This is a genomic window from Novosphingobium sp. BL-S-33, assembly GCF_056857025.1.
Map to the genome: position 1 here is coordinate 120,746 of NZ_CM166475.1, position 22,888 is coordinate 143,633.

General features: G+C 65.2%; 19 protein-coding genes. 14 read left to right on the forward strand and 5 right to left on the reverse strand.

Annotated elements, in window-relative coordinates; translation table 11 throughout:
* Positions 1-79: 79 nt before the first annotated feature.
* From AC1VVM_RS17460 to AC1VVM_RS17470, 3 genes are all read right to left on the reverse strand, one after another.
* Positions 80-1,300 (reverse strand): MFS transporter, encoded by a 1,221-nt coding sequence (locus AC1VVM_RS17460; RefSeq protein ID WP_482906612.1) that lies wholly within the window; start codon positions 1,298-1,300, stop codon positions 80-82.
* Between the two features lie 494 nt (positions 1,301-1,794).
* Positions 1,795-2,856, reverse strand: coding sequence for an LLM class flavin-dependent oxidoreductase (locus AC1VVM_RS17465; protein WP_482906750.1), 1,062 nt, complete (start codon positions 2,854-2,856; stop codon positions 1,795-1,797).
* Between the two features lie 2 nt (positions 2,857-2,858).
* Positions 2,859-3,767: an aldo/keto reductase gene (locus AC1VVM_RS17470; protein ID WP_132385926.1), complete on the reverse strand. Its 909-nt coding sequence runs from the start codon at positions 3,765-3,767 to the stop codon at positions 2,859-2,861.
* A gap of 31 nt (positions 3,768-3,798) precedes the next feature.
* Between AC1VVM_RS17470 and AC1VVM_RS17475 the strand changes: the two genes are divergently transcribed.
* A complete protein-coding gene (locus AC1VVM_RS17475; protein WP_482906613.1) occupies positions 3,799-4,890 on the forward strand; it encodes a Gfo/Idh/MocA family protein in 1,092 nt (363 codons plus the stop codon).
* A gap of 69 nt (positions 4,891-4,959) precedes the next feature.
* On the opposite strand, the gene AC1VVM_RS17480 is transcribed toward AC1VVM_RS17475, so the two are convergent.
* Complete coding sequence (locus AC1VVM_RS17480; protein WP_482906614.1) at positions 4,960-5,811, reverse strand: fumarylacetoacetate hydrolase family protein; 852 nt, start codon at positions 5,809-5,811, stop codon at positions 4,960-4,962.
* Between the two features lie 97 nt (positions 5,812-5,908).
* Entirely contained in the window at positions 5,909-7,111 is a 1,203-nt protein-coding gene (locus AC1VVM_RS17485) for an amidohydrolase family protein (protein ID WP_482906615.1), read from the reverse strand.
* A 139-nt stretch (positions 7,112-7,250) separates the two neighbouring features.
* On the opposite strand from AC1VVM_RS17485, the gene AC1VVM_RS17490 reads away from it, so the two are divergent.
* The 13 genes from AC1VVM_RS17490 (at position 7,251) to AC1VVM_RS17550 (ending at position 22,857) form a co-directional block, all read left to right on the forward strand.
* Positions 7,251-8,132 (forward strand): LysR family transcriptional regulator, encoded by an 882-nt coding sequence (locus AC1VVM_RS17490; protein ID WP_482906616.1) that lies wholly within the window; start codon positions 7,251-7,253, stop codon positions 8,130-8,132.
* 235 nt (positions 8,133-8,367) lie between these two features.
* On the forward strand, positions 8,368-9,486 hold the full coding sequence (locus tag AC1VVM_RS17495) for an amidohydrolase family protein (RefSeq protein WP_482906617.1): 1,119 nt from the start codon (positions 8,368-8,370) through the stop codon (positions 9,484-9,486).
* A 14-nt stretch (positions 9,487-9,500) separates the two neighbouring features.
* A complete protein-coding gene (locus AC1VVM_RS17500; RefSeq protein ID WP_482906618.1) occupies positions 9,501-11,189 on the forward strand; it encodes a class I adenylate-forming enzyme family protein in 1,689 nt (562 codons plus the stop codon).
* 56 nt (positions 11,190-11,245) lie between these two features.
* A complete protein-coding gene (locus AC1VVM_RS17505) occupies positions 11,246-13,609 on the forward strand; it encodes a TonB-dependent receptor (RefSeq protein ID WP_482906619.1) in 2,364 nt (787 codons plus the stop codon).
* Positions 13,610-13,670: 61 nt separating this feature from the next.
* Positions 13,671-14,942: an MFS transporter gene (locus tag AC1VVM_RS17510; RefSeq protein WP_482906620.1), complete on the forward strand. Its 1,272-nt coding sequence runs from the start codon at positions 13,671-13,673 to the stop codon at positions 14,940-14,942.
* Positions 14,942-16,120, forward strand: a complete 1,179-nt coding sequence (locus tag AC1VVM_RS17515) for a thiolase C-terminal domain-containing protein (RefSeq protein WP_482956970.1) — start codon at positions 14,942-14,944, stop codon at positions 16,118-16,120. Before AC1VVM_RS17510 ends, AC1VVM_RS17515 begins: the two co-directional genes overlap by 1 nt.
* Positions 16,117-16,548 (forward strand): Zn-ribbon domain-containing OB-fold protein, encoded by a 432-nt coding sequence (locus AC1VVM_RS17520; protein WP_482906622.1) that lies wholly within the window; start codon positions 16,117-16,119, stop codon positions 16,546-16,548. The genes AC1VVM_RS17515 and AC1VVM_RS17520 overlap by 4 nt, the downstream gene beginning before the upstream one ends.
* Positions 16,545-16,979, forward strand: a complete 435-nt coding sequence (locus AC1VVM_RS17525; RefSeq protein ID WP_482906623.1) for a Zn-ribbon domain-containing OB-fold protein — start codon at positions 16,545-16,547, stop codon at positions 16,977-16,979. The genes AC1VVM_RS17520 and AC1VVM_RS17525 overlap by 4 nt, the downstream gene beginning before the upstream one ends.
* Positions 16,980-16,988: 9 nt before the next feature.
* Positions 16,989-18,188 carry a thiolase family protein gene (locus AC1VVM_RS17530; protein WP_482906624.1) on the forward strand — a complete coding sequence of 400 codons (1,200 nt, stop codon included), beginning with the start codon at positions 16,989-16,991 and terminating at the stop codon, positions 18,186-18,188.
* 139 nt (positions 18,189-18,327) lie between these two features.
* A complete protein-coding gene (locus AC1VVM_RS17535) occupies positions 18,328-18,909 on the forward strand; it encodes a cysteine hydrolase family protein (RefSeq protein WP_482906625.1) in 582 nt (193 codons plus the stop codon).
* Positions 18,910-19,161: 252 nt separating this feature from the next.
* Positions 19,162-20,370: an FAS1-like dehydratase domain-containing protein gene (locus tag AC1VVM_RS17540; protein WP_132385939.1), complete on the forward strand. Its 1,209-nt coding sequence runs from the start codon at positions 19,162-19,164 to the stop codon at positions 20,368-20,370.
* Between the two features lie 142 nt (positions 20,371-20,512).
* Positions 20,513-21,673, forward strand: coding sequence for a CoA transferase (locus AC1VVM_RS17545; protein WP_482906626.1), 1,161 nt, complete (start codon positions 20,513-20,515; stop codon positions 21,671-21,673).
* Entirely contained in the window at positions 21,670-22,857 is a 1,188-nt protein-coding gene (locus tag AC1VVM_RS17550) for a CaiB/BaiF CoA transferase family protein (RefSeq protein ID WP_482906627.1), read from the forward strand. The genes AC1VVM_RS17545 and AC1VVM_RS17550 overlap by 4 nt, the downstream gene beginning before the upstream one ends.
* Positions 22,858-22,888: the final 31 nt, after the last annotated feature.

A 22,888-nucleotide genomic window follows, 5' to 3' on the forward strand; every position in this document is an offset into this window, starting at 1 on the left:
CCGCGCGGACCATAGTCAACCAATTCAGTTGAGAAAGATAGTTTTCCTTTAGTCGCCCCATGCGGGAGACGAGGTGATCCTACGTATCCTCGGCAGGGATGATTCTGGGCATGGTGATCTGGATCCACCCCAGCGCCAGCAGGTACGATACCGAGGCGAAGCCGAAGAGCGGGCCGTAACCGAGCCCGGCGGCCAGCACGAGCCCGGCAATCTTGCTGATCGCGGTGCCGCCAAGGTTGCCGCAGAATGCCCCGAAGCCGGTTACGCGGCCGACTTTGTGACGCGGGGTGACGTCGGCGATGAGGCCGAACAGGTTGGTCGAAAAACCCTGATGCCCGGCCAACGTCAGCGCCATCAGGCCGACTGCCATCCAGTATTCCTGCGCATGGAGTGCCAGCGGCACCGGCACCACGCAAAGCGCGGAGATCAGCATCAGCGTCTTGCGCGTGCGGTTGGCGCTCCAGCCTTTCGACAGCAGCCGATTGGCGGCATAGCCCGACAGCAGCGAACCCGCCGCCGATCCGCAATAGGCCAGCGCCAGCGGCGGGCCGAGTTCGGTGCCGGAAAGGCCGAACTGCCGGTGGAAGTAGTCCGGCATCCAGAACAGCATCAGCCACCAGGTCGCGTCCGACAGGACCTTGGCGAGGGCGATGGTCCAGGTGCGGCCTTCCTTGAGGAACAGCTTGTCGCCGGAGAGGACGTTGCCGGGGGCGGCGGGCTGGCTGTCGCCGAAATCCACGCCGCGCGAGGCGGTGAGCCATGCCAGCACCCACGCAAGGCCGATCAGGCCTGCGATCACGAACGCTGCGCGCCAGCCCCAGAACGCTGCGACCACCGGGATCGCCAGCGGCGCAAGGATCGCGCCGATGCTGTTCATCATGTTGGTAAGGCCAAAGCCCAGCGAGCGCAGATTGGGCGGGAAGATCGTCGCGATGGTCTTCACGCCGGCCGGAGTGCCCATCGATTCTGTGGCGCCAAGGCCGATGCGGCAGAGCACGAACTGGCTGAAGCTGCTGGCCCAGCCATGGGTCATCGCTGCCAGCGACCAGGCGGCGACGCCTGCCGCATTGGCCCATTTCGCGCCCAGCCGGTCAACGATCCAGCCTGCCGCAAGGAAGCCGAATGCCGCGCCTGCCTGAAACCATGCCGCCAGTGTGCCGTAATCGTTGTCCGTCCAGCCAAGGTCGGCAGCGATCGTGGGCTTGAGCACCGAGATGATCTGGCGGTCGACGAGATTGAGCACGCCGGCCGTCAGGGCGAGCGTGAAGAGCAGCCAGCGGCGGCGCGGAGAGAGAGTCATGCGCGGCGCGCCTTGCGGCGGTTCATCGGGGCTCGGGGGGAAATCGACATCGCGGACCTTCTGTTCTGAGCCTGTGGTCTAGCGGTGGGGCCAGACGTGCGCGAACAAGAAATTCTAGTCTCCGGGATGCGATTGGGGGCGGCGGAATGGCGTTGAGATCCGCCCAAATACTCTCCGTCGTCTCCGCGGAGGCGGGGACCCCGCTTGTTCTTGGCGAGCGTGGAGGAAAGGCAGCGGGGCCCCCGCCTTCGCGGGGGCGACGGCATTGTTGAGGCCACGATGGCGCAAGGAATTCGTACGCGTTTACTCGCGCCGGTCCACATCCGGGACGCCCCAAAATCCTCCCCTGCAAGGGGAGGGGGACCGCCCGAAGGGTGGTGGAGGGGTGTCGGGCTCTCGGCGTGGCGCCACGCCCGAGCCCGTTTCACCCCTCCGTCAGCGGCTTTGCCGCTGCCACCTCCCCTTGCAGTGGAGGAACCGGGAAACGCCTGAAATCAGAGCGACAATGGGCCGTGATCGATCCTAGGCAGCACATGCCGGGCGAATAGATCCGCCTCCGCCGCATGCGGATAACCGGAGAGAATGAAGGCATCGATCCCGGCTTCGCGATAGGCCTGAAGCTTCGCCAGTACCTGATCCGGATCGCCAACGATGGCGGCGCCGCAGCCCGAGCGGGCACGGCCGATGCCGGTCCACAGATTGTCCTCGGCGTAGCCGTCATCGCTCGCGGTTTCGCGCAAAGCCGCCTGCGCCTGCACGCCGACCGACTGGGAGTCGAGCGAACGCGCGCGGATCGCCGCACCCTCGGCCGCGTCGAGGCGCGAGAGCAGGCGGTTGGCGGCAAGGCGTGCGTCCGCTTCGGTTTCGCGCACGATGACGTGGACGCGGTAGCCGAAGCGCAAGCTGCGGCCATATTTCGCCGCGCGGGCGCGCATGTCGGCGATGGTTTCCTTCACCGCCTCCATGCGATCCGGCCACATGAGGTAGACGTCGCAGCCCTTGGCGGCGACTTCGCGGGCGGGCTCCGACAGGCCGCCGAAGTAAAGCGGCGGACACTTCGAACCCGGCGCGATCATGCGCGGCGCGTCGAGCTTCAGGTTCCAGAACCGGCCCTGATGATCGAGCGGCTGGCCCGAGAGCAGGGTGCGCAGGATCTCGATGGCCTCGGTGGTGCGCTCATAGCGTGCGCCGCCGTCGAGCGTTTCGCCCGGCATTTCGCTGGAAATGATGTTGATGTTCAGCCTGCCGCCTAAGATCTGGTCAATCGTGGCGATCTGGCGGGCAAGCTGGGCAGGCCACATCTCGCCGATGCGCACGGCCATCAGCAGCTTGATGCGGCGGACTTGCGTGGCGATGGCTGCGGCAAAGGCAGTGGTGTCGATGCCGAGCGCATAGCCGGAAGGCAGCAGCACGTTGTCGAAACCGCCCTCCTCGGCGGCGGTCACGATATTGCGGCAGTGCTCCCAGCTGGAGCGCAGCATCGGGTCCGGCTGGCCGAGGAACTCGTAGTCGTCGTCGCAGAGCGCCGAGAACCAGCTGATCTCGCAGGGGGGCAACGTCACGGCAGGCGTGCTCCCATCGAGGCTTCCAGCACCGCATACCATTCGGGCGCGGTCCATTCGACCTTGAGCGCATCGCGCGAGGCGAGGATGCGTTCCGGGTTCTGCGAGCCAACGATGGGGATCGCGCGCGAGGGATGCGCCATGACCCACGAGAGCGCGGCAGCGGCGGCATCGGTGCCAAAGCGTTCGCCCTGCGCGGCCAGCAGTTTCGCGACCGGCTCTTCCGAACCCGAAGCAAGGCGGCCGCCACCGAGCGGCGACCATGCCAGTACTGCCACATCGCGGGCCATCGCCTGATCGAGCGTGCCGTCATAGAGCGGCGCATAACGCGCGGCCGAGAATTCCGGCTGGGTGGAGACGATGGGGAAGGGCAGGAAGGCTTGCAGCGCCTCGAACTCGGCGGGGCTGTAGTTGGACACGCCGATGGACTTGACCTTACCGCTCTCGACCATGGCGGAGAGGGCTGCGGCCACGTCACGCGGGTGGGCCAGGAAATCGCGGCGGTGGATCTGGTAGAGTTCGACCGACGGCAGGCCGAGGCGTTCCAGTGAGGCTTCGAGCGCCTTGTTCAGATATTCCGGGCTCGAATCGTAAGGCACGCCCAGCACGATGCCGCCCTTGGTGGCGATCACCATACGCGCGCGCAGGTCGGGCCGGGCGGCGAGCGCCTTGCCGAGCAGCAGCTCCGCACCGCCGAAGCCGAGCGCGGCGTCGCAGCCGTAGATATCTGCGGTGTCGAACAGTGTGATGCCCGCTTCGAGAGCGGCTTCGATACGCGCGACAATGGCGCCGATATCGTCATTGCCGTCGGCTCGGGCGAGCCGCCACATGCCCCAGGCAATCGGAAAAACGGAAATTCCACTCTTGCCGAGCGGGACGGATTGGGTCGATAGGGGGAGGGTCATATTCTCAACCGATATAATAGAGATTGCCGAAATGAAAGACGCTTTGCGGTACGGGATCGTCGGTACCGGCATGATGGGTGTGGAACACATCCACAACCTTAAAATCCTTGAAGGCGCCCAAGTTGTTGCAATTGCGGATCCTGAGCCGACCTCGCTGGGCTTGGCCAAGGACGCGCTGGGAGTCGAGGCCGAGGGCGTGGCCGAATATGCCGACAGCGCCAGCATGATTGCCAACGCGGGCCTCGATGCGGTCGTCGTGGTTTCGCCGAATTTCACGCACCGGGCGGTGCTGGAACCGCTGCTGGACAGCGACGTGGCGATCCTCTGCGAAAAGCCGCTCTGCACGACGATGGACGATGCCCGCTGGGTGGTCGAACGCGCCGAGGCCCGCAAGGCGGTGTTCTGGACCGGCATGGAATACCGCTTCATGCCGCCCGCCAAGGCTTTCATCGACGAAATCCACGGCGGCAGGGTTGGCCGCTTGCAGATGCTCTCGATCCGCGAGCATCGCTTCCCGTTCCTCGTCAAGGTGCGCGACTGGAACCGTTTCTCGGCCAATACCGGCGGTACCATGGTGGAAAAGTGCTGTCACTTCTTCGACCTGATGCGGCTCATCACCCGTTCGGAGCCGGTGCGCGTCTACTGCTCGGGCGCAATGGATGTGAACCACATTGATGAGCGTTATGACGGCCGCCAGCCCGACATCATCGACAACAGCTTCACCACTGTCGATTTTGCAGACGGCACCCGTGCGCTGCTCGATCTGTGCATGTTTGCCGAGGGCGCCGAGCATCAGGAAGAGATGAGCGCGACCGGCGACAAGGGCCGTCTCGACGTGCTGATCCCGCCCGGTGATCTCGTCTGGTCGCCGCGCGTGCCTTGGCCTGGACCCAAGGCGGTCGAGCGCTGGCATGTCGCGGTGGACGAGGCGGCGATGGATGCCGGCTCGCACCACGGCGCGACGTTCTACCAGCACGAGGCTTTCGCCCGCGCGGTTCGCGGCGAGGGCGAGGTTCAGGTCACCGCGCGCGACGGCTTGCTGGCCGTTGCCATCGGCGCGGCGGCGGAACTGAGCGCGCGGGAGAAGCGCGTGGTCGAGATGGCGGAACTGCTCGGCGCCTGACGCGCCCTTTTTCACGAGGCGGGAAGCTATCCTTGTCGAGGGTATGCTTCCCGCTTCCTGAGGCGGCGCCTATTGCCCGGCGCGCGCATGGGGAGAGAGCACGATCGGCACCGACATCCGGCCGATCCCGCCGATTTCGATGGTCATCGTTTCTCCCGGCCGGATCGGGCCGACATCGGCGGCGCCCGAAAGCACGATGTCGCCCGGATAGAGCGTCATCGCGGTAGAGGCGAATGCGATCATTTCCGCAGGTGCTCCGGTAAGGTCCGCAAAACTACGCTCTCCGCGCAAGTCGTCGTCCACCCAGAACTTGTAGGACAGCGCCGAGGGATCGGGGATCTCGTCCTTCGTGACCAGCCATGGGCCCAGCGTGCCGTAAGTGTCGAACGATTTGCAGAAGGCCCAGTCCTCGCGCTCGGGCTTGAGCGTGGTGTCGAAGGCGCAGGCATAGCCGGCAACATAATCGAGCGCTTCGGCTTGCGAGACGTTCGTGCACTTGCTCCCGATGACGATGGCGAGTTCGGGCTCGTGCAGGGTGGTGCGGTCCGGCCAGCGGATTTCCACGGGGGTACCGGCGCCGACAATTGCCGTTGCCGACTTGCCCATGAAACCGATCATGCCGAATGGGGCGCCGTGGTGTTTCCAGTTGCCTGCGCCGCACACTACCTTGGAAGGGTTGGCCACCGGCGAGAGCAGGCGCACCGCATCCAGCGCGATGGGCGGCATGGTCTGCGCAAGATCCGCCATGACCGGAAGCAGATGCGGCAACTGGCCGATCAATTGGTCCCCCGGCGGGAATGGCCATCGCAAGGCAGGCAATGCGTCCGTGCTGGCCGTGACATCGTGAACGAAGCTGCCTTCGACAATCCCGAGGCGCTGGATTTCCGGGCTATCGGCCAATGTGAAGCGACAGATTTTCAAGGCTTTCTCTCCCCGGGCCCCGGCGCCCCGATCTTATTGGAATATAAGTAGCAGGCAGCGAGGAACGTGCCCTTGCTGCCTGCGCTGACCTCCCCGGTCAGACTTCGATCTTGTAGAGCTTCGATGCGTTGAGGCTGAGGACTTTCGACTTCTCCTCAAACGTGAAGCCGTCCAGCCGGTTTTCCAGGTGATCGATGGGATAGAGGCTGGTGGGGTGCGGGAAGTCAGTTTCGAACAGGACGTTGTCCATGCCCACCTTACGCGCGGTTTCGGCGGCGCTGCGGCCTTCCTCGAACCAGAAGCAGGCGTAGAAGTTGCTCTTGAAGTATTCCGAGGGCTTCTTGTCGAAGCTCTTGGTCTCGGCGATTTCCTGCAACTGGTAGTCCAGCGCTTCCATCAGGAACGGCACCCAGCCGATCCCGCTCTCCACCGAGACGAACTTCAGCTTCCTGAACCGGTCGAGCAGCCCCGAATAGATCAGGTTCGACACCACCTTGCCGTTGTTGAAGAACAGCATCGCGCCGCTGATGCCGGAGCGCAAGTCGCGCGGCAGCGAGGGCCAGCCCTGCTGCCCCATCCAGTCAATCGCAGTTTCCGAGGCGCCGATGTGGAAGTTGATCGGCAGGTCCTTGTCCTCGCACACTTCCCAGAGCGGATACCAGTGTTCATGGCCGAGATCGGGGAGCGGCTTGCCGTCCGCATCCGTGCTGGTGTGCGGGTCCGAATTGATGTTGATCCCGCGCAGGCCCATCGCGATGCAGCGCTCGGTCTCGCGCACGGCCTGCTTCACGTCCCACCAGGGCAACAGCGCCATCGGGAACAGGCGCTGCCCGCTTTCCTCCTGCAATTCCGCCACCGCGTCGTTGTAGATCCTGACGCATTCGAGCCGCAGTTCCGGATCGACCTTGGCCGCCGCCTGCCCGCCGAAGCCGAGGATATTGGGATAGACGATCTGCGCGTAGATGCCCGCCTCGTCCATCACCGCCAGACGCTCCTTCACGGAGGAGGATCCGGTGTGCACGTCCTCGAACTGCAATTTCAGGAACGTGTCGAGGTCGCGGACCTTGCCGCCCTGCTTGAGGATCGCGCTGTTGGGATGCGCGCCGGTGCCGATGGACTTGTCCCCGTCGATCACCCAGCTGCGCGTGCCGTTCAGCATCTTCACTTGCGGCACCCTGTCGCGCATGGCCGCCGACGCACGCTTTACCCACATGTCGTGCGGTTCGGTGAGATGGGTGTCGGCATCGATGACCTTGATCGACGAACCGGTCTGCGAGCGCTCCAGCGTGGCGGTGTTCATGGCATCCTCTCTGTTTTGATGCGGCGATGATACGACCGGGAGCACCGCGAAATACCCGCAAAGTCCTGAGGGGGCTTTTCGGTTTTTCCGATGACTCCTACGATGTGCCAAAACAGGCCGGGATGAGGCGCTTGCCATCATGAAGATCTCCATTCGCCAGCTTCAGGTATTCGACGCGGTGGCCACGTTGGGCAGCGTGACGGCCGCCGCCGCGAAGCTCAATGTCAGTCAGAGCGCGGCCAGCACCGCGATCAGCGATCTTCAGATCGTGCTGGGCCGCCAGTTGTTCGCCCATGCCAAGGGGCGCCCGCTTCAGATCACCGACGAAGGCCGCCGCCTGCATCCGATGGTGCGGTCGGTACTGGGCGAACTGGAAGATATCGAGCGCGACGGGCAGGGGGAACTGAGCGGCCAGCTCGTGATCGGTGCGACCGCCACGATCGCGGAAACCGAACTGCCGCGCCTTTGTGTGGAGTTCATGCGCCGTCATCCCAAAGTCCAGATCCGGGTGGAATCGGAATCGACGCTGACTCTGTTCGAACGCCTCGGCCGGTTCGAGATCGAGACCGCGCTGATCGAGAATTTCCCCAATGTGCCGGGTATCGAGCTGACGCGGTGGAAGACGGACGAGCTGGTGCTGGTGGTCAGTGCCGATCACCCGCTCGCCCGGCGCGGGCCATTGCAGATCGCCGACCTGAGGGACGCGCACTGGTGCTTGCGCGAGGCGAACTCGTCGGAAACCGCGCGCCTGCGCTACTACATGCACGAGGAGATTGGCCAGTTGCCGGTCGCGTTCGAATCCACCAGCAACTGGGCCGTGCGCCATGCCGTCATTGCCGGGGGCGGAATCGGCTGCCTGTCACGCGCGCTGGTCCAGTTCGATCTCGACAACGGGCGGTTGGTGCAGCTCGATGTCGCGGGGTTTTCCTATACCCGTGCGTTCAGTCTGGCGCGGCCTTCCTCGATCCGCCGCAGCCGTCTGGTCGCGGCGTTCGACCACTTCCTGTTCGAGCACGAATGAACCCATCGGAAAATTCGATGGGAGATATATGGCAATAGCGAATGTTCCGTGCGCTTCTCCTGACATAGGCTGAGCCCGTTACAACAAGAGGCAGCGCAGAGCCGCGCCGCGTACGGGAAGGGTGCTTGGGATCAGTTCTGCCGGCAACGGATCGTCGTTGCCGGAGGGCGCCTTGCATTCGCTTCAAATCCGGCGCCGCGCGGCTGCTCCTGCCCCTGCCCCCGGAGGAGCAGCCATGACTTTCGTCTTCAGCGCGGACGGGCATATCGTCGAACCCAACGACCTGTTCAGCGAGGGCCTGCCCCCTTCGCTTCGCAAGTTCGGCCTGCATGCTGAAAAGGACGGGGATTTCATCCTGTCGAAGGCGGGAGACAAAGTGCTCCAGCGCGTGCCCATCGAACGCGGGCCGCCGCGCATCGGCCCCGATGGCGAGCCGTTCGGCCGCCCCGACCGGCGCGGAAACCGGGAGATCGAATATCGCCTGAAAGACATGGCGCTGGACGGCGTCGATGCCGAGATCGTGTTTCCCAGCCTGGGGCTGACCGCCTACATGATCGAGAATGCCGAGGCCGAACTGGCCACGGCGCAAGTCTACAACGATTGGCTGCACGGCCTGCTGAAGGACCACACCCGTTATTTCGTGCGATGCGGGATCCTGCCGGTGCGCGATTTCGCGCAGACGGTTGCGGAGATGGAGCGGCTGGCGGCGCTCGGCTTCACATCGGCGATGCTGCCGAGCCTGATCGAGCGCGATTCCGGCCTGCCCGCCTATACCAGCGATACGTGGGACCCGGTGTTCGACGCGGCCCAGCGGCTGGGCATCGTTTTCGCACTGCACACTGGCACCGGGCGCAACGATGTCCGCAGCTTTCGGGGCGCGGGCGGCGCCGTGATGAACTACATGGTGCAGGCGACCGACGGGATGATCACTATCGGCGCGATGGTCGCCGGCGGCCTGCTCGATCGGTTTCCGGGCGCCCGGGTCTGCGTGATCGAGGGCGGCGCCAGCTGGCTGGCCGCGCTCGCCGAACGGATGGACGAAGTTTATGAGGCGCATGAGACGTTCGTACGCCCGAAGCTATCGCTGCTGCCGCACGAAATCATCGCGCGGCAGGTGGCCTGCTCGTTTCAGACTGACCGGGCCTGCATCATGTCCCGCTCGGTCACGGGGACATCGGCGCTGCTCTGGGGCGCGGACTATCCGCATCACGAAGGCACGTTCCCGCGTTCACGCGAGGTCATCGCGCATCTGTTTGACGGTATCGACATTTCCGAACGGGAGAAGGCGGATATCGTCGGCGGCAACGCTGCGCGCCTGTTCCGTCTGAACCATCCCGAATTCGCGGTGGCCTGATGCCGGAAGAGACCATGACCGAGGCCCGGCCGATCGCCTGGATTCCCGCCAGCGACGCTGACCGCGCGGCGCTAGAGGCAGCCCGTTCCCGCACGCTGTGGCAGGCGCTGGTCGATGCCGCCGCGCTCGATCCGGAGCGCGATGCCATTGTCGGCGCCGACGATGAAGGCGTCGTCCGGCGACTGACGTATGCCCAGTTGCTCGACCGCGTGCGCCACATGTCGGCAGGCCTCGCCAGCATAGGCGTGGCGCGCGGGGACCGCGTGGTGCTGTGGATGACCAATCGCCTCGAATGGGTCGTCTCGTGCTTCGCGGCGGTCCGGCTCGGCGCGGCGGTGGTGCCGATCAACACGTTCCTCAAGCCGCCCGAAGTGAAGTACTGCATCGCCCAGTCCGGCGCGCGGCACCTCATCATGCTCGACCGCTTCCGCAAGCTCGACATGCCGGACATGCTGGCGCAGATCTGCCCGGAGTTTGGTGAGACGACGGCGCCGGGTGCCTTGTGCTCGCGGGATTTGCCCGATCTGCGCAATGTGGTGGTCTACAGCCGCTCCGGATCTTCGCATCGGGGCGCCTACGACTGGTCTGCGCTTCAGGATGCGGCCCCCGAAACGCGCGAGAAATGGCTGGCGATCGCCGACCGCATGGCGCTCGCGGCCACGCCCGAAGACCTCATCATGGTCAAGTACACCTCGGGCAGCACCGGCTTTCCGAAGGGCGTGATGCTCCAGCAGGGCGGCTTCGTGGCGAACGGTATCCTGCATGCGCAGCGCACGGGTATGGGGCAGGGCGACACCTATTTCTCGATGATGCCGCTGTTCCACGCGGGGGGCAGCATCTACGGGCTGATGAGCATGCTGCCGCAGGGCGGTACACTGGTGTTCACCGAGGCTTTCGATGTCGATCTGGCGATCCGCCTGATCCAGCAGGAGCGCGCCACCGTGTTCATCGGCGTGCTGGGCAAGGAAGCCGTGATGGAGGCGCATGCGCGCGGCATCGTGCTGGACAGCCTGCGGCTGGCCCACGTGCACAACGAGGCGGCGCGCACGGTGCTTCCAAACGTCGAATTCGCGTTCTCCCCCTTCGGCCTGACCGAGACTTACGGTCCCTGCGCCATCACCGGACCGGCCGATCCGCGGGACAAGCACGCCAGCGGCGGTCGGCCGCTGCCAGGCAACGAGGTGCGCGTGATCGACCCGCGAACCGGGCTCGACGTCGCGCCCGGTCAGATCGGCGAGGCATGGGTGCGGGGCAACACCATGATCGGCTACTGGAACAAGCCCGAGGAGACGGCACGGGCACTGGATGCCGAGGGCTGGGTGCGCAGCGAGGACCTCGTCTCGGTCGATGAAGAGGGCTTCGTCACCTATCGCGGCCGGATCAAGCTGATGGCCAAAGTCGGCGGCGAAAACGTCAGTCTTGAAGAAGTCGAGCGGACCGTTTGCGAGCACGAGGCCGTCGAACACTGCGCCGCCGTGGGCGTCGAGGACGCGCGCAAGGTGGAAGCCGTGCGGATCTACATCGTCTGCCGGACGGACCGCCCGCTCAGCGGGGAGGACCTGCTGTCATGGCTGAAACCCCGGCTCGCGCACTTCAAGCTGCCGCGTGATGTGGTCTTCGTGGGCGACTTGCCGAGACTGGGCAGCGGAAAGCTCGATCGTATCGCTCTGGCAGCCTGGGCGCAGGAGAAAACACCGGCATAACACCCTGATTTTACGCCATTCCAATTCACAAAAACAACATGCCTGGGGAGGACATAATGAGGGGAATTGGTACGCTGCTGCTCGCGGGAGTCAGCTTTATGGGTCTTGTCGATCCCGCTCTCGCGCAGGAAACGGCAGAGAATTCGTCGTCGCAGTCCGCCATCGGCGTGGGCGAGATCATCGTCACGGCCCGCCGCCGCGAGGAGACGTTGCAGGACGTTCCGCTCACCGTTCAGGCCGTGACAGGGGCGGAAATCAGCAAGCTGAATGTCCGCGAGTTCAAGGAAATCCAGAGCCTCGTCCCGGGCCTGACGCTCGCGCAGGACCCGAACGGCATTGCCACGCGGGCAACGCTGCGCGGCATTGCCTACGACGTGAACGCCAGCGGCAACAATGGTACCATCGAATTCTATCTCAACGATGCCCCCACTTCGGCGCCGATCCTGTTCCAGTCGATGTTCGACATCGGCCAGATCGAAGTCCTGCGCGGGCCGCAGGGGACCTTGCGCGGGCGGGCGTCCCCCTCGGGATCGATCACCGTCACCACGCGCCGCCCTGATCTGATCGAGGTGGGTGGCAGCATCTCGGGCACGGTGAACACCTGGGGCGACGTGAACGGGCAGGCCGCGCTCAATATTCCGCTCATCAACGACAGGCTGGGTATCCGCCTTGCCGGCATCCTTGACGAAGGGGATGACAACCGCATCTCCAGCATCAACAATTCCACCGATCCATCGCGCCGCACCGAAGGCGGGCGCGTGTCGTTGCGGGCCGTGCCGTTCGATGCCCTGACGCTTGACGGGTCCTACACAACGACCTTGCGCAAGGCCGTGACGTTCGTGCAGGCGGAATCGCTCGACTACGCGGACCCGACGGCGGCGCCGTCCCCGATCCCCATCGCGCCCGGGGATCGTCTTTCGGTGATGTACGCGCCTTATACCTACCGGCAGGCCTTCACGGTCTACAACTGGTCCGCGCACTTGCAAGTGTGGGGACAGTCGGTGAACTATGTCGGTTCGCACAACCGGCAGGAGATCCACTCCAGCCAGACCAACGACCTTGGCGCGGCGCTGCCCGCAACGGTGCCGCAAGCGTTCCTCGACGCGGCGCAAGTGGCCGATATCACCGCGACGCAGACCAACCACGAATTGCGCCTCTCGTCCGACACCCGCATCGCCGGGATCTTCGATTACGTGGTCGGCGCTTTGTGGAACAAGAACGACAATCCCACGCTGCTGGACATCCAGACGCCGGTGTTCGCGGGGAGCACCGCCAGGCCGCTGCTGCTCAATCACACGTCGGTGCTGCGCACGGGGGGATCGTTCGAGCGGTCGTTCTTCGGCAACCTCACCGCGCATATCGGCGCGTCCACCGAACTGTCCGGCGGCATTCGGCGGATCCGCTATCATTCGACCGGCGGCCTCAGCACCAATGGCGTCGATATCCCCGCTGCCGACGAGGACCGGGTGCTCCACGCGACCATCTATTCCGCCTCGCTCAAGCACAACTTCACGCGAAACCTGATGGCCTATGCCAGCTTCGGCACCTCATGGCGGCCGGGTTCGGCCACCAACCCGGTGCAACTGCGCAACCAGTCCCAGCCCTATGGCCTGCTTGCCAGCCTCTATTACCCGGACCCCGAGAAATCGAAGTCCTACGAACTGGGCATCAAGTCTCTCTGGCTCGACGGCAAGCTGCGGGTGAACCTGACCGGCTATCACCAGACGTTCGACAACTTCGCTTACGCGGCACCGAACATCTTCTACATCTCCGACGTCGGCGGCACGACGGGCGTGCGGTCGATCACTACGCTCACGGTAGGCGTTCCCGCCAAGGTGGACGGCATTGAACTGGAAGTGGGCGGAACGCCGATGCGGGGCTGGGATATCGGGGCGAATCTGAGCTATGCCAACGGCCGGATCACCAACGCCACGATCCCGTGCAATCCCTACGCCGGTATTCCCACGGCGGCCGATATTCTGGCTGCCACGGGCGGCCAGCAAGTGGCCGTCTGCCAGGTCGACAAGTTGCGCTCGGGCACGAACTCGCCGTTCGTCGCCACGCTTCAGTCGAGTTACGAAACCGGGCTGAGCAGCTCCATCGACGGGTATCTGCGCGGTCTGGTCACCTTCTACGGCAAGTCGAAGAACGATCCCACCAACCCGATCGACGACATCTCCGCCTATGGGCTCATCAATCTCTTCGCCGGCATCCGTGCGGAGGACGATAGCTGGGACATCGGGATCTATGCCAAGAACATGCTTGATACCGACCGCGTCCTGTCCCGCACGGCGACGGCGCCCGTCAGCGGCGCTTCGGTGGTGGGCGGAGTGGCGCCGGCAAGCGCCTATCGGAACATCAGCATGACCGCAGAGCGCGAAGTGGGCATTACCGCTCGCTTTGCGATCGGAAGTCGTTGAGTTCTTGTCATCTTGTCGGCTGCGGCGGCCGACAGGGGATATCGGCCGAAGGATGCACGCGATGACCTACCTCGGTGAACTCAGGACCAATGCCCGCACGCTGTTCGCGGCAAGCCTCGGCACCGGGGCCGGGTTGATGCTGATGAGCTATACGACCACGATTTTCGGGCCCTATCTCGTCAAGGAATTCGCCTGGTCGCGCTCGCAATTTGCGCTGATCGGCCTGTCGATGCTGACGACGCTGATCGCCCTGCCGTTCGTGGGGCGCTTCGCGGACCGTTTCGGCGTTCGGCGCGTGGCATTGGTGGGCGCGTTCGGCATTCCGGCCTGCCTTGTCGCCTACAGCCTGATGAACGGGGTGTTTCTGGTCTATTTCGCGATTTCCTGCTCGATCCTGATGCTGGGCAGCTTCACCAGTCCGGTGGTCTACACGCGGCTGATCGCGGCCAATTTCACGCGGGCGCGGGGGCTTGCCCTGACGATCGTGACGATTGCCCCGGCTATCCTGGGCGCCATCGCCGCGCCTGTGCTGACGACGGCAATCGACGCGTGGGGCTGGCGTGTGGGGTATCGTCTGCTGGCGGCCGGCGTATTCGCGTGCAGCCTTCTCGCCATCGCACTGATCCCGGCGGAGCAGGGGGCGGGAATGACCCCGACTTCCGTGCATGTCCAGACGCCGGCGCCGCGTGGCGACTATCGGTTGATCCTGTCGAGCAGCACGTTCTGGGTGATCTTCGCCGCCATGTTCCTCTGCACATTGCAGACCCCGCTTCATTCCTCGCAGATGGGGATGATGTTGCATGACAATCACCTCGGCAGCGGGTCGGTCGCGGCGATGATCTCGGTCTACGGGCTGGGGACCGTGGTCGGACGGATCGCCTGCGGGCTGGCGCTGGACCGGTTTCCGGCGCCTTACGTGGCGGCCGTCTCGATGATCGTGCCGTCGATCGGTTACGCACTGCTGGCCAGCCCGCTTGACCAGACCGTAGTGATCGGGATGTCCATGGCCATGATCGGCATCGCCGTCGGCGCGGAGGGAGATTTGCAGTCGTTTCTGGTGGCGCGCCATTTCGGCCTGCGCATCTTCAGCTCGACGCTCAGCTGCGTCTATGTCGGCGTTTTCGCCGCCTCGGCGCTAGGCGCGCTGGCGCTCAGCATTTCGCTGCGGCTGAGCAATACCTTCGCTCCGTTTCTGGGGCTGATGGCGGTGGCGGTCTTCGCGGGCAGCCTGCTGTTCCTCCTGCTGCCGAACAAGGGCCCGGCCTTGCGCATTGGCGATGAGGGCGATGTGCCGGGCGGATTGCCCGCCAAACTCGCCGCGGAGGCCGGGTGATGGCGCGCAAACCCACAGCGGGCCCCACGGCGGCAATCGTCGGCAGCGGAGCGACGCCCTATTACTTTCGCGGCGAAAGCGCGCCGCAGACGCTGATCGAACTGATCGACAAGGCCGTCCTCGCCGCGCTGGCCGATGCCGGGCTCGGGATCGATGACGTGGACGGCCTAGCCTTCTTCGCCTTCGGCTTCGACACCGGCATGATTATCGAGCAGCTCGGGCTCAGGAACGTCACGTTCGCGCACTGCGTCTCGGCGTTCGGCGGCGGTATGGCGGGCATGCTCGATCTGGCCGAGATGGCGGTCGAGACCGGCCGCGCCCGGACGGTGGTGTGCATCGGCGCGACCCAACAGATCGGGCGCCGCGTCGGGCAGGCACTGGGCAACTTCGCGGCCAGCCCGGACAACGTGTTCCATCGGCTTGCCGGGCTTCAGGGGCCGGGGCAGGCGCTGGCGCTTCAGGCACGGCGCCATTGCCACGAATTCGGCACCCGGCGCGAGGCTTTTGCCGAAGTGGTCATGGCATCGCGTGCCGCCGCCGCCACGCGCGAGACCGCGTTTCGTCGCAAACCTGTCACGCTCGATGAATACATGGCCGCGCCGATGCTGGCCGATCCGATGTGCAAGTTCGATTTCTGCCTCGAAACCGACGGCGCGCTGGCCTTCGTGGTGACAAGCGCCGAACGCGCGCGGGACCTGCCGCACAAGCCCGTCTACATTGCCGGCGCCGCGCAGCACGGCAGCCGTGACTGGGGCCGCGCGTTCTTCTGGCTTGGCCAGACCGCCGAAGCGTTCGTCTCGGCTGGCGGCATGGATGTCTCGCGGCGGCTTTACGAACGTACCGGCATGGGCGCGGACGATATCGATGTGGCCTGCCTTTACGATCACTTCTCGCCCCTGGTCGTCATGCAACTGGAAGACTTCGGCTTTTGCGCGCGCGGCGAAGGCGGCCCGTTCGTGGAGAGCGGGGCCATCCGGCTTGGCGGCAGGATCCCGGTCAATCCGCATGGCGGGCATTTGTCCGAGGCCTATGTCGTGGGGATGACTCACATTCGCGAGGCCGTGGAGCAATTGCGCGGGGTTGCCGTCAATCAGGTCTCCGAAGCCCGAACGGCGCTGGTAACCGGCGGTCCCGCGCCCACTCCGATGACCGCCGCTATTCTGACGAACGCCCTATGACCCGCAGCATCACCCCGGATTTCTCCACTTTCGAAGTGCCCATGGACGCATGGAGCGAGCCGTTCTGGCAGGCCGGTGCGCGCGGCGAGACGCATATGCCGCGATGTCTTGCCTGCGGCACGTTCCGCTGGCCGGCGGGGCCGTTCTGTCCCGAGTGTCACACCCAGCCGGTCGAGTGGGTCGCGGCTGGGCAGGCAAGGCTCTATTCGTTCACGATCCTGCCCGTTCGCGGCGCCGAGCCCGACGCGCCGCCTGCATGGCGCATTCCCGCGCTGGTGGAATTCGATGCGGCGCCGGGCGTTCGCCTGGTGTCGGTGCTGGTCGATGCCGATCCGGCGCACGTGGCGATCGGAGACCGCGTCGAGGTGGTCTGGCAGCCGGCCGCCAATGCCAGCGTGCCGCTATTCCGCCGGGAGGGCGCAGAATGAGCGAACCGGACGATGCAGAGGTCTTTGCCCGTTATCCCGACGTCCACATCGATCGGGACAATATCGCCCATTACCGGGGGCTGATGTGCGGACGGCTGCTCATCAACCGGTGCTCGGACTGCGGCCACTGGATCTATCCGCACCGCCCGCTGTGCCCGGCCTGCCTTTCGTGGAACGTGGTGCCGACCGAAGTCAGCGGCCGGGGCAGCCTCTATATGTGGACGCTGATCTACCAATCGCGTGATCCCGACACACCGCTCTACGAGCCGATCCTGACGGTGGCGGTGGAACTGGCCGAGCAGCCGGGGCTCCGCTATCTGTCGCGTGTGGTGGGATGCCCGCCGGACGCGCTGCGCCACGACATGCCGCTGCGCCTGAAGTGGATCGAGGAAGCCGGTCGAAACTGGCCCGCTTTCGAACCGGCCGGCTGAGGGGATACCATGGCACGCAATCCTCTTCGCGATCGGGTCGCGATAGTCGGCATCGGCTCCAGCCCTTACGGGCGCGACTTGCAGCGTTCGGAGCTTTCGCTGGGGCTTGAAGCGGCGGTCAAGGCCATCGCCGACGCGGGCATAGACCGGCAGGAGATCGACGGCATTTGCGGTTCCGGCATGACCTCGCTGGCGATGGGAAATGCCGGATTCCTGAGCCTTCAGGGCGCGTTGGGGATAGAGCGCTGCACATGGGGCAAGAATGGCTGGCTCGGCTCGGCACTGGTCTACACGGTGGAGGCGGTGTTCTCCGGCCTGTGCGACATGGCGCTGCTGGTGCAGGCCAATGTGCGCTCGCCCGGCATGTCGCGCGCGGCCGCCCGCGACCCGTTCCGCGCCCGTGCGGCGCAGTTTGCGGGCATCGGCGGCGATGTGGGGCTGGGGGATTTCGCCAAGCGCTGGATCCACTCGGGCGAACCCTATGCCGCGATCATGCGGCGCTATTGCCACGATTTCGGCGTCAACAAGGACGCTTTCGCCATGCTCGCGGTGAACACCCGCAGCTATGGTGCGCTCAATCCCGAGGCGGTGTTTCAGTCGGCGCTCTCGCTGGAGGATTATCACGCCTCGCGCATGATCTGGGACCCGATGCAGGTGGCCGACATGGACGTGCCGTGCGACTGCGCCGAGGCGCTTGTCATCACCACGGCCGAGCGTGCGCGCGATCTTAATGTGAAGCCGGTTTTCGTGCATGCCGTGGCCCTGGGCGGCACGCGCATCGGCGAATATTACGAGAATTTCGCGGGCTGGCGGGACAATTCGTTCCAGGTTTCGATGTCCGGTCTGTGGGACCGCAGCGAACTGCGGCTGCCGGATATCGACCTGTTCTATCCCTATGACGGATATACGATGGACGCCATCGCCATCACCGAAGCTGCCGGTTACTGCGGCATCGGCGAGGCGACCGACTATTTCAGCACATCGTGGGACAGCACCCGCAATATCCTGATGCTCGACGGCCGCGTGCCCGTTCTGACCGATGGCGGCGGGCTTGCGCACGGCCGCGCGGGAGGGGCCAATCTCTATGCCGAGGCCGCGCGGCAACTGCGCGGAAATCTGGGCAATCGGCAGGTCCCCGGCGCGCAATCGGCGTTGATCGGCATCGGCAGCTTCTTCCACGATCCGGCGGCCGTCATCCTGCGCGCCTGAGCGCTGGATGGCATATCCGAGATTGACCCGACGTGGGGGGGCGATCTACCTGACTTTCACGCCATTTGTTGTCGCCATGTTTGGCTTCGGCGGAAAAGAATCATGAAAACAGGTGCTTAAAGGGAAGGCTGGCCTCGCGATGAAGACGACTCTGTTCCTTGTTATGGACATGATGAACGACCTTGTCGCCGAAGATGGCTTCAGCATGCAGACCTATGCCGCCGAAGTGCGCCGGCGCGGTGTGCTGGAGCATACCCGCGCCGCCATCGCCGCGGCCCGCGCGGCAGGCGCGTTGGTGGGCTACGTGCGCGTCGGGTTTTCGCCCGATTACCGCGAGGCGCCCGAAAGCTCGCCGATCTTCTCCGGCGCGCGCAAGAACGGGATTTTTCAGCTCGGCACGCCGGGCACCGAAGTCCATCCGGCGATCGCGCCGCAGCCGGGCGATTTCGACATCGTCAAGCACCGCGTCAGCCCGTTCTACGCCACCGCGCTTGAAGCGATTCTGCGCGCGCACAAGGTCGAGCGGATCGTGATGTCCGGCGTTTCCACGAATGGCGTTGTGCATTCCGGCGCGCGCGAGGCGCATGACCGCGACTACGAAGTGGTCATCCTTGAGGATTGCTGCGCCGGCGTCTCCGCGGACGAGCATATGCATGCTCTCGCCTGCCTTGGCCGCTTTGCCCGGATCGTCGAAAGCGGCGCGTTCGACTGGTCGGAATGACCTGAAAACGCCCGTTTTCGGGGCGTGACCTGAACGACACCTAACGTGACATGGGACATACCTGCGCGCCCTTTGCGCAGCCTTTACGCGCGCCTGCCGTCAGCGGGCAGTTACCGCCTCCGCGATCAATCGCGATCCGTCCTTCGCCGCCGCTGGACCTCGACCCCACCCGAAAATAATGCATTATCCATCATTGATGCAGATGCGGTGAGGGGAAGCCCCTTGCCCGATGGGAAAAGGGATCTCGAAATCATGGCTACCGTTACCAGCGAGAAGGAAGTCGGCGCCGCGCCCGCCGAAGGGAAGATCACCCCCGAGGCGATCAAGGCGGCCGAGAACATGATCGGCATGCAGCTCCGCCCTGAAGGCCCTTACCTTCAGGACGCGACCGAGGACACGATCCGCAACTTCTGCAACGGCATCGGCGATCTCAATCCGCTCTATCGCGATCTCGAAGTCGGCCGCCTGACTCGTCATGGCTCGATGCTGGCGCATCCGAACTTTCCGATGGCGTTCGGCTGGGTCGGTCGCACGCGCTGGGGTCTGCCGGGCGTCCACGGCTTCTACGCCGGGAACGACTGGGAAATGTTCCGCCACATCCGCCCGGGTGACCGCCTGACCGCCATCGAGCGCGTCGTCGGCGTCGAGGTGAAGGAAAGCCAGTTCTCCGGCACCCTCGTCCTCCAGTATGTCGAGGCCAGCTACTACAACCAGCGCGGCGAGCTTGTCGCCCGCGCGCTCGGCACCTGCACCCGCCACGAGCGCAAGGCCGCGCGCGAGGCCGGCAAGTATGCCGACATCAAGACCCACGAATATACGCCCGAAGAATTCGAGCACATCGATCAGGCTATTCTTGACGAAGAGAAGAACATTCGCGGCGGCAACGTGCGCTATTGGGAAGAAGTGCAGGAGGGCGAACAGCTTCCCGAAATCGTGCGCGGCCCGCTCAGCCTGATGGACACCATGGGCTTCCTGGTCGGCTGCGGTCGCGGTCATACCCACGGCGTGATCTTCAAGAACGCGGTGAAGCACCCGGGCCACTTCTTCCGCAACCCCGAAGCGGGCGGCGGCATCGAGTACACCGGCATCGGCCACCACCGCGAATCCACGGCCAAGGAAGTGGGCGTTCCGGGCGTCTACGATTACGGCCCGCAGCGTTCGGCATGGATGGCCAGCCTCATCACCAACTGGATGGGCGACGCCGGCTTCCTGAAGCGCATCAAGACCCGCATGAGCCGCTTCAACACCATGGGCGATTGCACCTGGGCGCGCGGCACCGTGACGCGCAAGTATATCAAGGACGGCCACGCTCTCGTCGATATCGAGATCAAGGGCGAGAACCAGCGCGGCGAACTGACCACACCGGGTCTGGCGACGGTGGTGCTGCCTTCGCTCGATCCGCAGATCAAGGTGTTCGTGGACGGTTCGGGCCTCGACCTCGAACTGCCGGTGGTACGCTGATGTCTTCCCCAAAACGGGGAGGGGGACCGCCCGCGCAGTGGGTGGTGGAGGGGGCTTGCGTCCTGACGCGATCTTGCTTGAGGACGCGACTCCCCTCCGTCAGCATTTCATGCTGCCACCTCCCCGGGACGGGGAGGACAAGATGACTGCGCCTCTCGATGGGCTCAGGGTCGTCGTCCACGCTTCGGGCGTGGCGGCGGCCTATGCGGCGCGCCTGCTGGGCGTGCAGGGGGCCGAAGTGATCTTCGTCGAACCGCCTTGCGGTTCGGTCCTGCGCGATGAACCTCCATTCGTTCCGTCAGGGGAGGGAGCGAAGCCCACTTCGGCCCTGTTCGCCTATCTCGCCGCAGGCGCCCGCAGCATGGTCTGCGATCTCACGGCGGACGAGGGGCAGGCCGCGTTGGGCGCCCTGCTCAGCGAGAGCGATATTTTCATCGACGATTCCCCGCTCGCGGGGAGGCAGGACCTGGGACTGGACGACCCGGCGCTTTCCGCACGCCATCCCCGACTCGTCCACGTCTCGGTCCTGCCGTTCGGCGCCCATGGTCCCAAGGCGCACTGGAAGGCGAGCGAGCTCAATCTCCAGCACGCCTCGGGCGAGGGCAACTTGCTGCCCAACGGCCTCTCGGTGGAGCTTTTCCCGGACCGCGCGCCGGTGAAGATCGCCGGGCACTTTGCTGAGATGCAGGGCGGCATCGCCGCTGCCCTTGGCGCCTTGTCGGCGCTCTGGGTGCGGGACGATCTGGGCGGCCAGTTCGTGGACATTGCCAGTCAGGATGCCTCCTTGGCCGTGGGCGCTTTCGCGATCCAGCGGCTGGGAGACGGGTCCATCGAGCACCGCGTCGAACGCTCGTTCCGTTACGGCGGCGTGGTCCCCTGCGCGGACGGTTTCGTGGAATTGCTGACGCTGGAGCAGCGGCAGTGGGATGGTCTAGTCAAGCTGCTTGGCAGCCCGCAATGGGCGCTCGATCCGGCGCTGGTGGATAGCCTTGATCGCAGCCGCCGGGGACCCGAGATCAACCGCCACATCCGCGAATGGGCCATCGTGCGCAAGGTCGACGATATCGTGGCGGAGGGGCAGAAGCTCTCGGTCCCCATCGCCCGCTACAAGACGCCCGCCGAAATCCTGCGGGGCAGTCAGGAACATCATCGCCGCCTGTTCCAGCCGGTGCCCGTTTCGGGAACCGGGCTGGTGAACATGCTGGTCTCTCCCGTCCACGTCGATGGCACGCCGCTTTCGCTGCGTGGCGGTCCGCCGGAACTTGGCGAAATGAACCACATCCCGGCCGAGGTGCTGTCATGACGCTCCCCTTGAAGGGTATCCGCATCGCCGATTTCACCGTGCACAACGCGGGGCCGTTCTGCACGCAATTGCTCTCGCAGCTCGGCGCCGAAGTGGTGAAAGTGGAAAGCGCGATGCGGCTCGATGCCTTCCGCAAACCGCACCCGGTCTATGGCCGCATGGGCCCGGCGACGTTCGATCAGGTCGCTTCCAACAAGCTTTCGGTGCGCATCAATCTGAAGAAGGCCGAGGGCGCGGCTTTGGCCAAGCGGCTCGTCGCCGTCTCGGACGTTGCGGCGGAAAGCTTCCGGCCCGGCGTGATGGACCGGCTGGGGCTGAGTTTCGCGGCCTTGCAGGCGGTGCGCCGCGATCTGGTGATGCTGTCGGTGTCCTCCTCCGGCCAGACCGGACCGGACAGCCACTTCGCCGGTTATGCGCCCCTGTTCGGTGCATGGGGCGGGCTGGGCGAACTGACCGGTTACGAGGACGGGCCGCCGGTCGAGATGCGCCATGTGATGGACCACACCGTCGGCATGAACGCTGCTGTTGCCGTTATGGCCGCGCTCCATCGCCGCCGGGTGACGGGCGAGGGCGGCCATGTCGATGTGGCCGCGCGCGAGGTTGCCGCCTCGCTGGTGGGCGAGGCGCTGTTGCTGGCCGCCGCGGGAGGAGAGCCCCGGCGTGCCGGCAACGACCATCCGCGCATGGCGCCGCACGGCGTCTATCCTGCATTGGGCGAGGATCGTTGGATCTCGATTGCCGTGGAAGATGACGCGCAGTGGCAGGCACTTTGCGCTGTGACCGGAATCGCGCCGGATGTGCGCTTTGCCAGCGAGGCGGGTCGTCATGCCCATCGCCGCGAACTGGATGGACTGGTTTCGGCCTGGACCGCGACGCTCCCGGCCGAGGATGCGGCGCGGTGGTTGCAGGCGGCGGGCGTTGCTGCCCATGCCTCGTGGACCACGCCCGAGATTGCCGCAGACCCCCACCTTCGCGCGCGCGGGGCGGTGGTCGAAGTCACCGAGCCGGACGGCAAGCGCCGTGCTGCGGTGGGCGTGCCGATGCGGCTGTCCAAGGGCGAAGATATCGGCATAGTTCGGGGCACCCCCGCGCTCGGCGAGCACGAGGATTATGTCTACGGCGAACTGCTTGGCATGGGCCGGGCGGAGCGCAATGCATTGGAAGAGGCTGAAGTGATCTATTGAAGACCTGATCGCAGGTACCTGAAACGCAAGA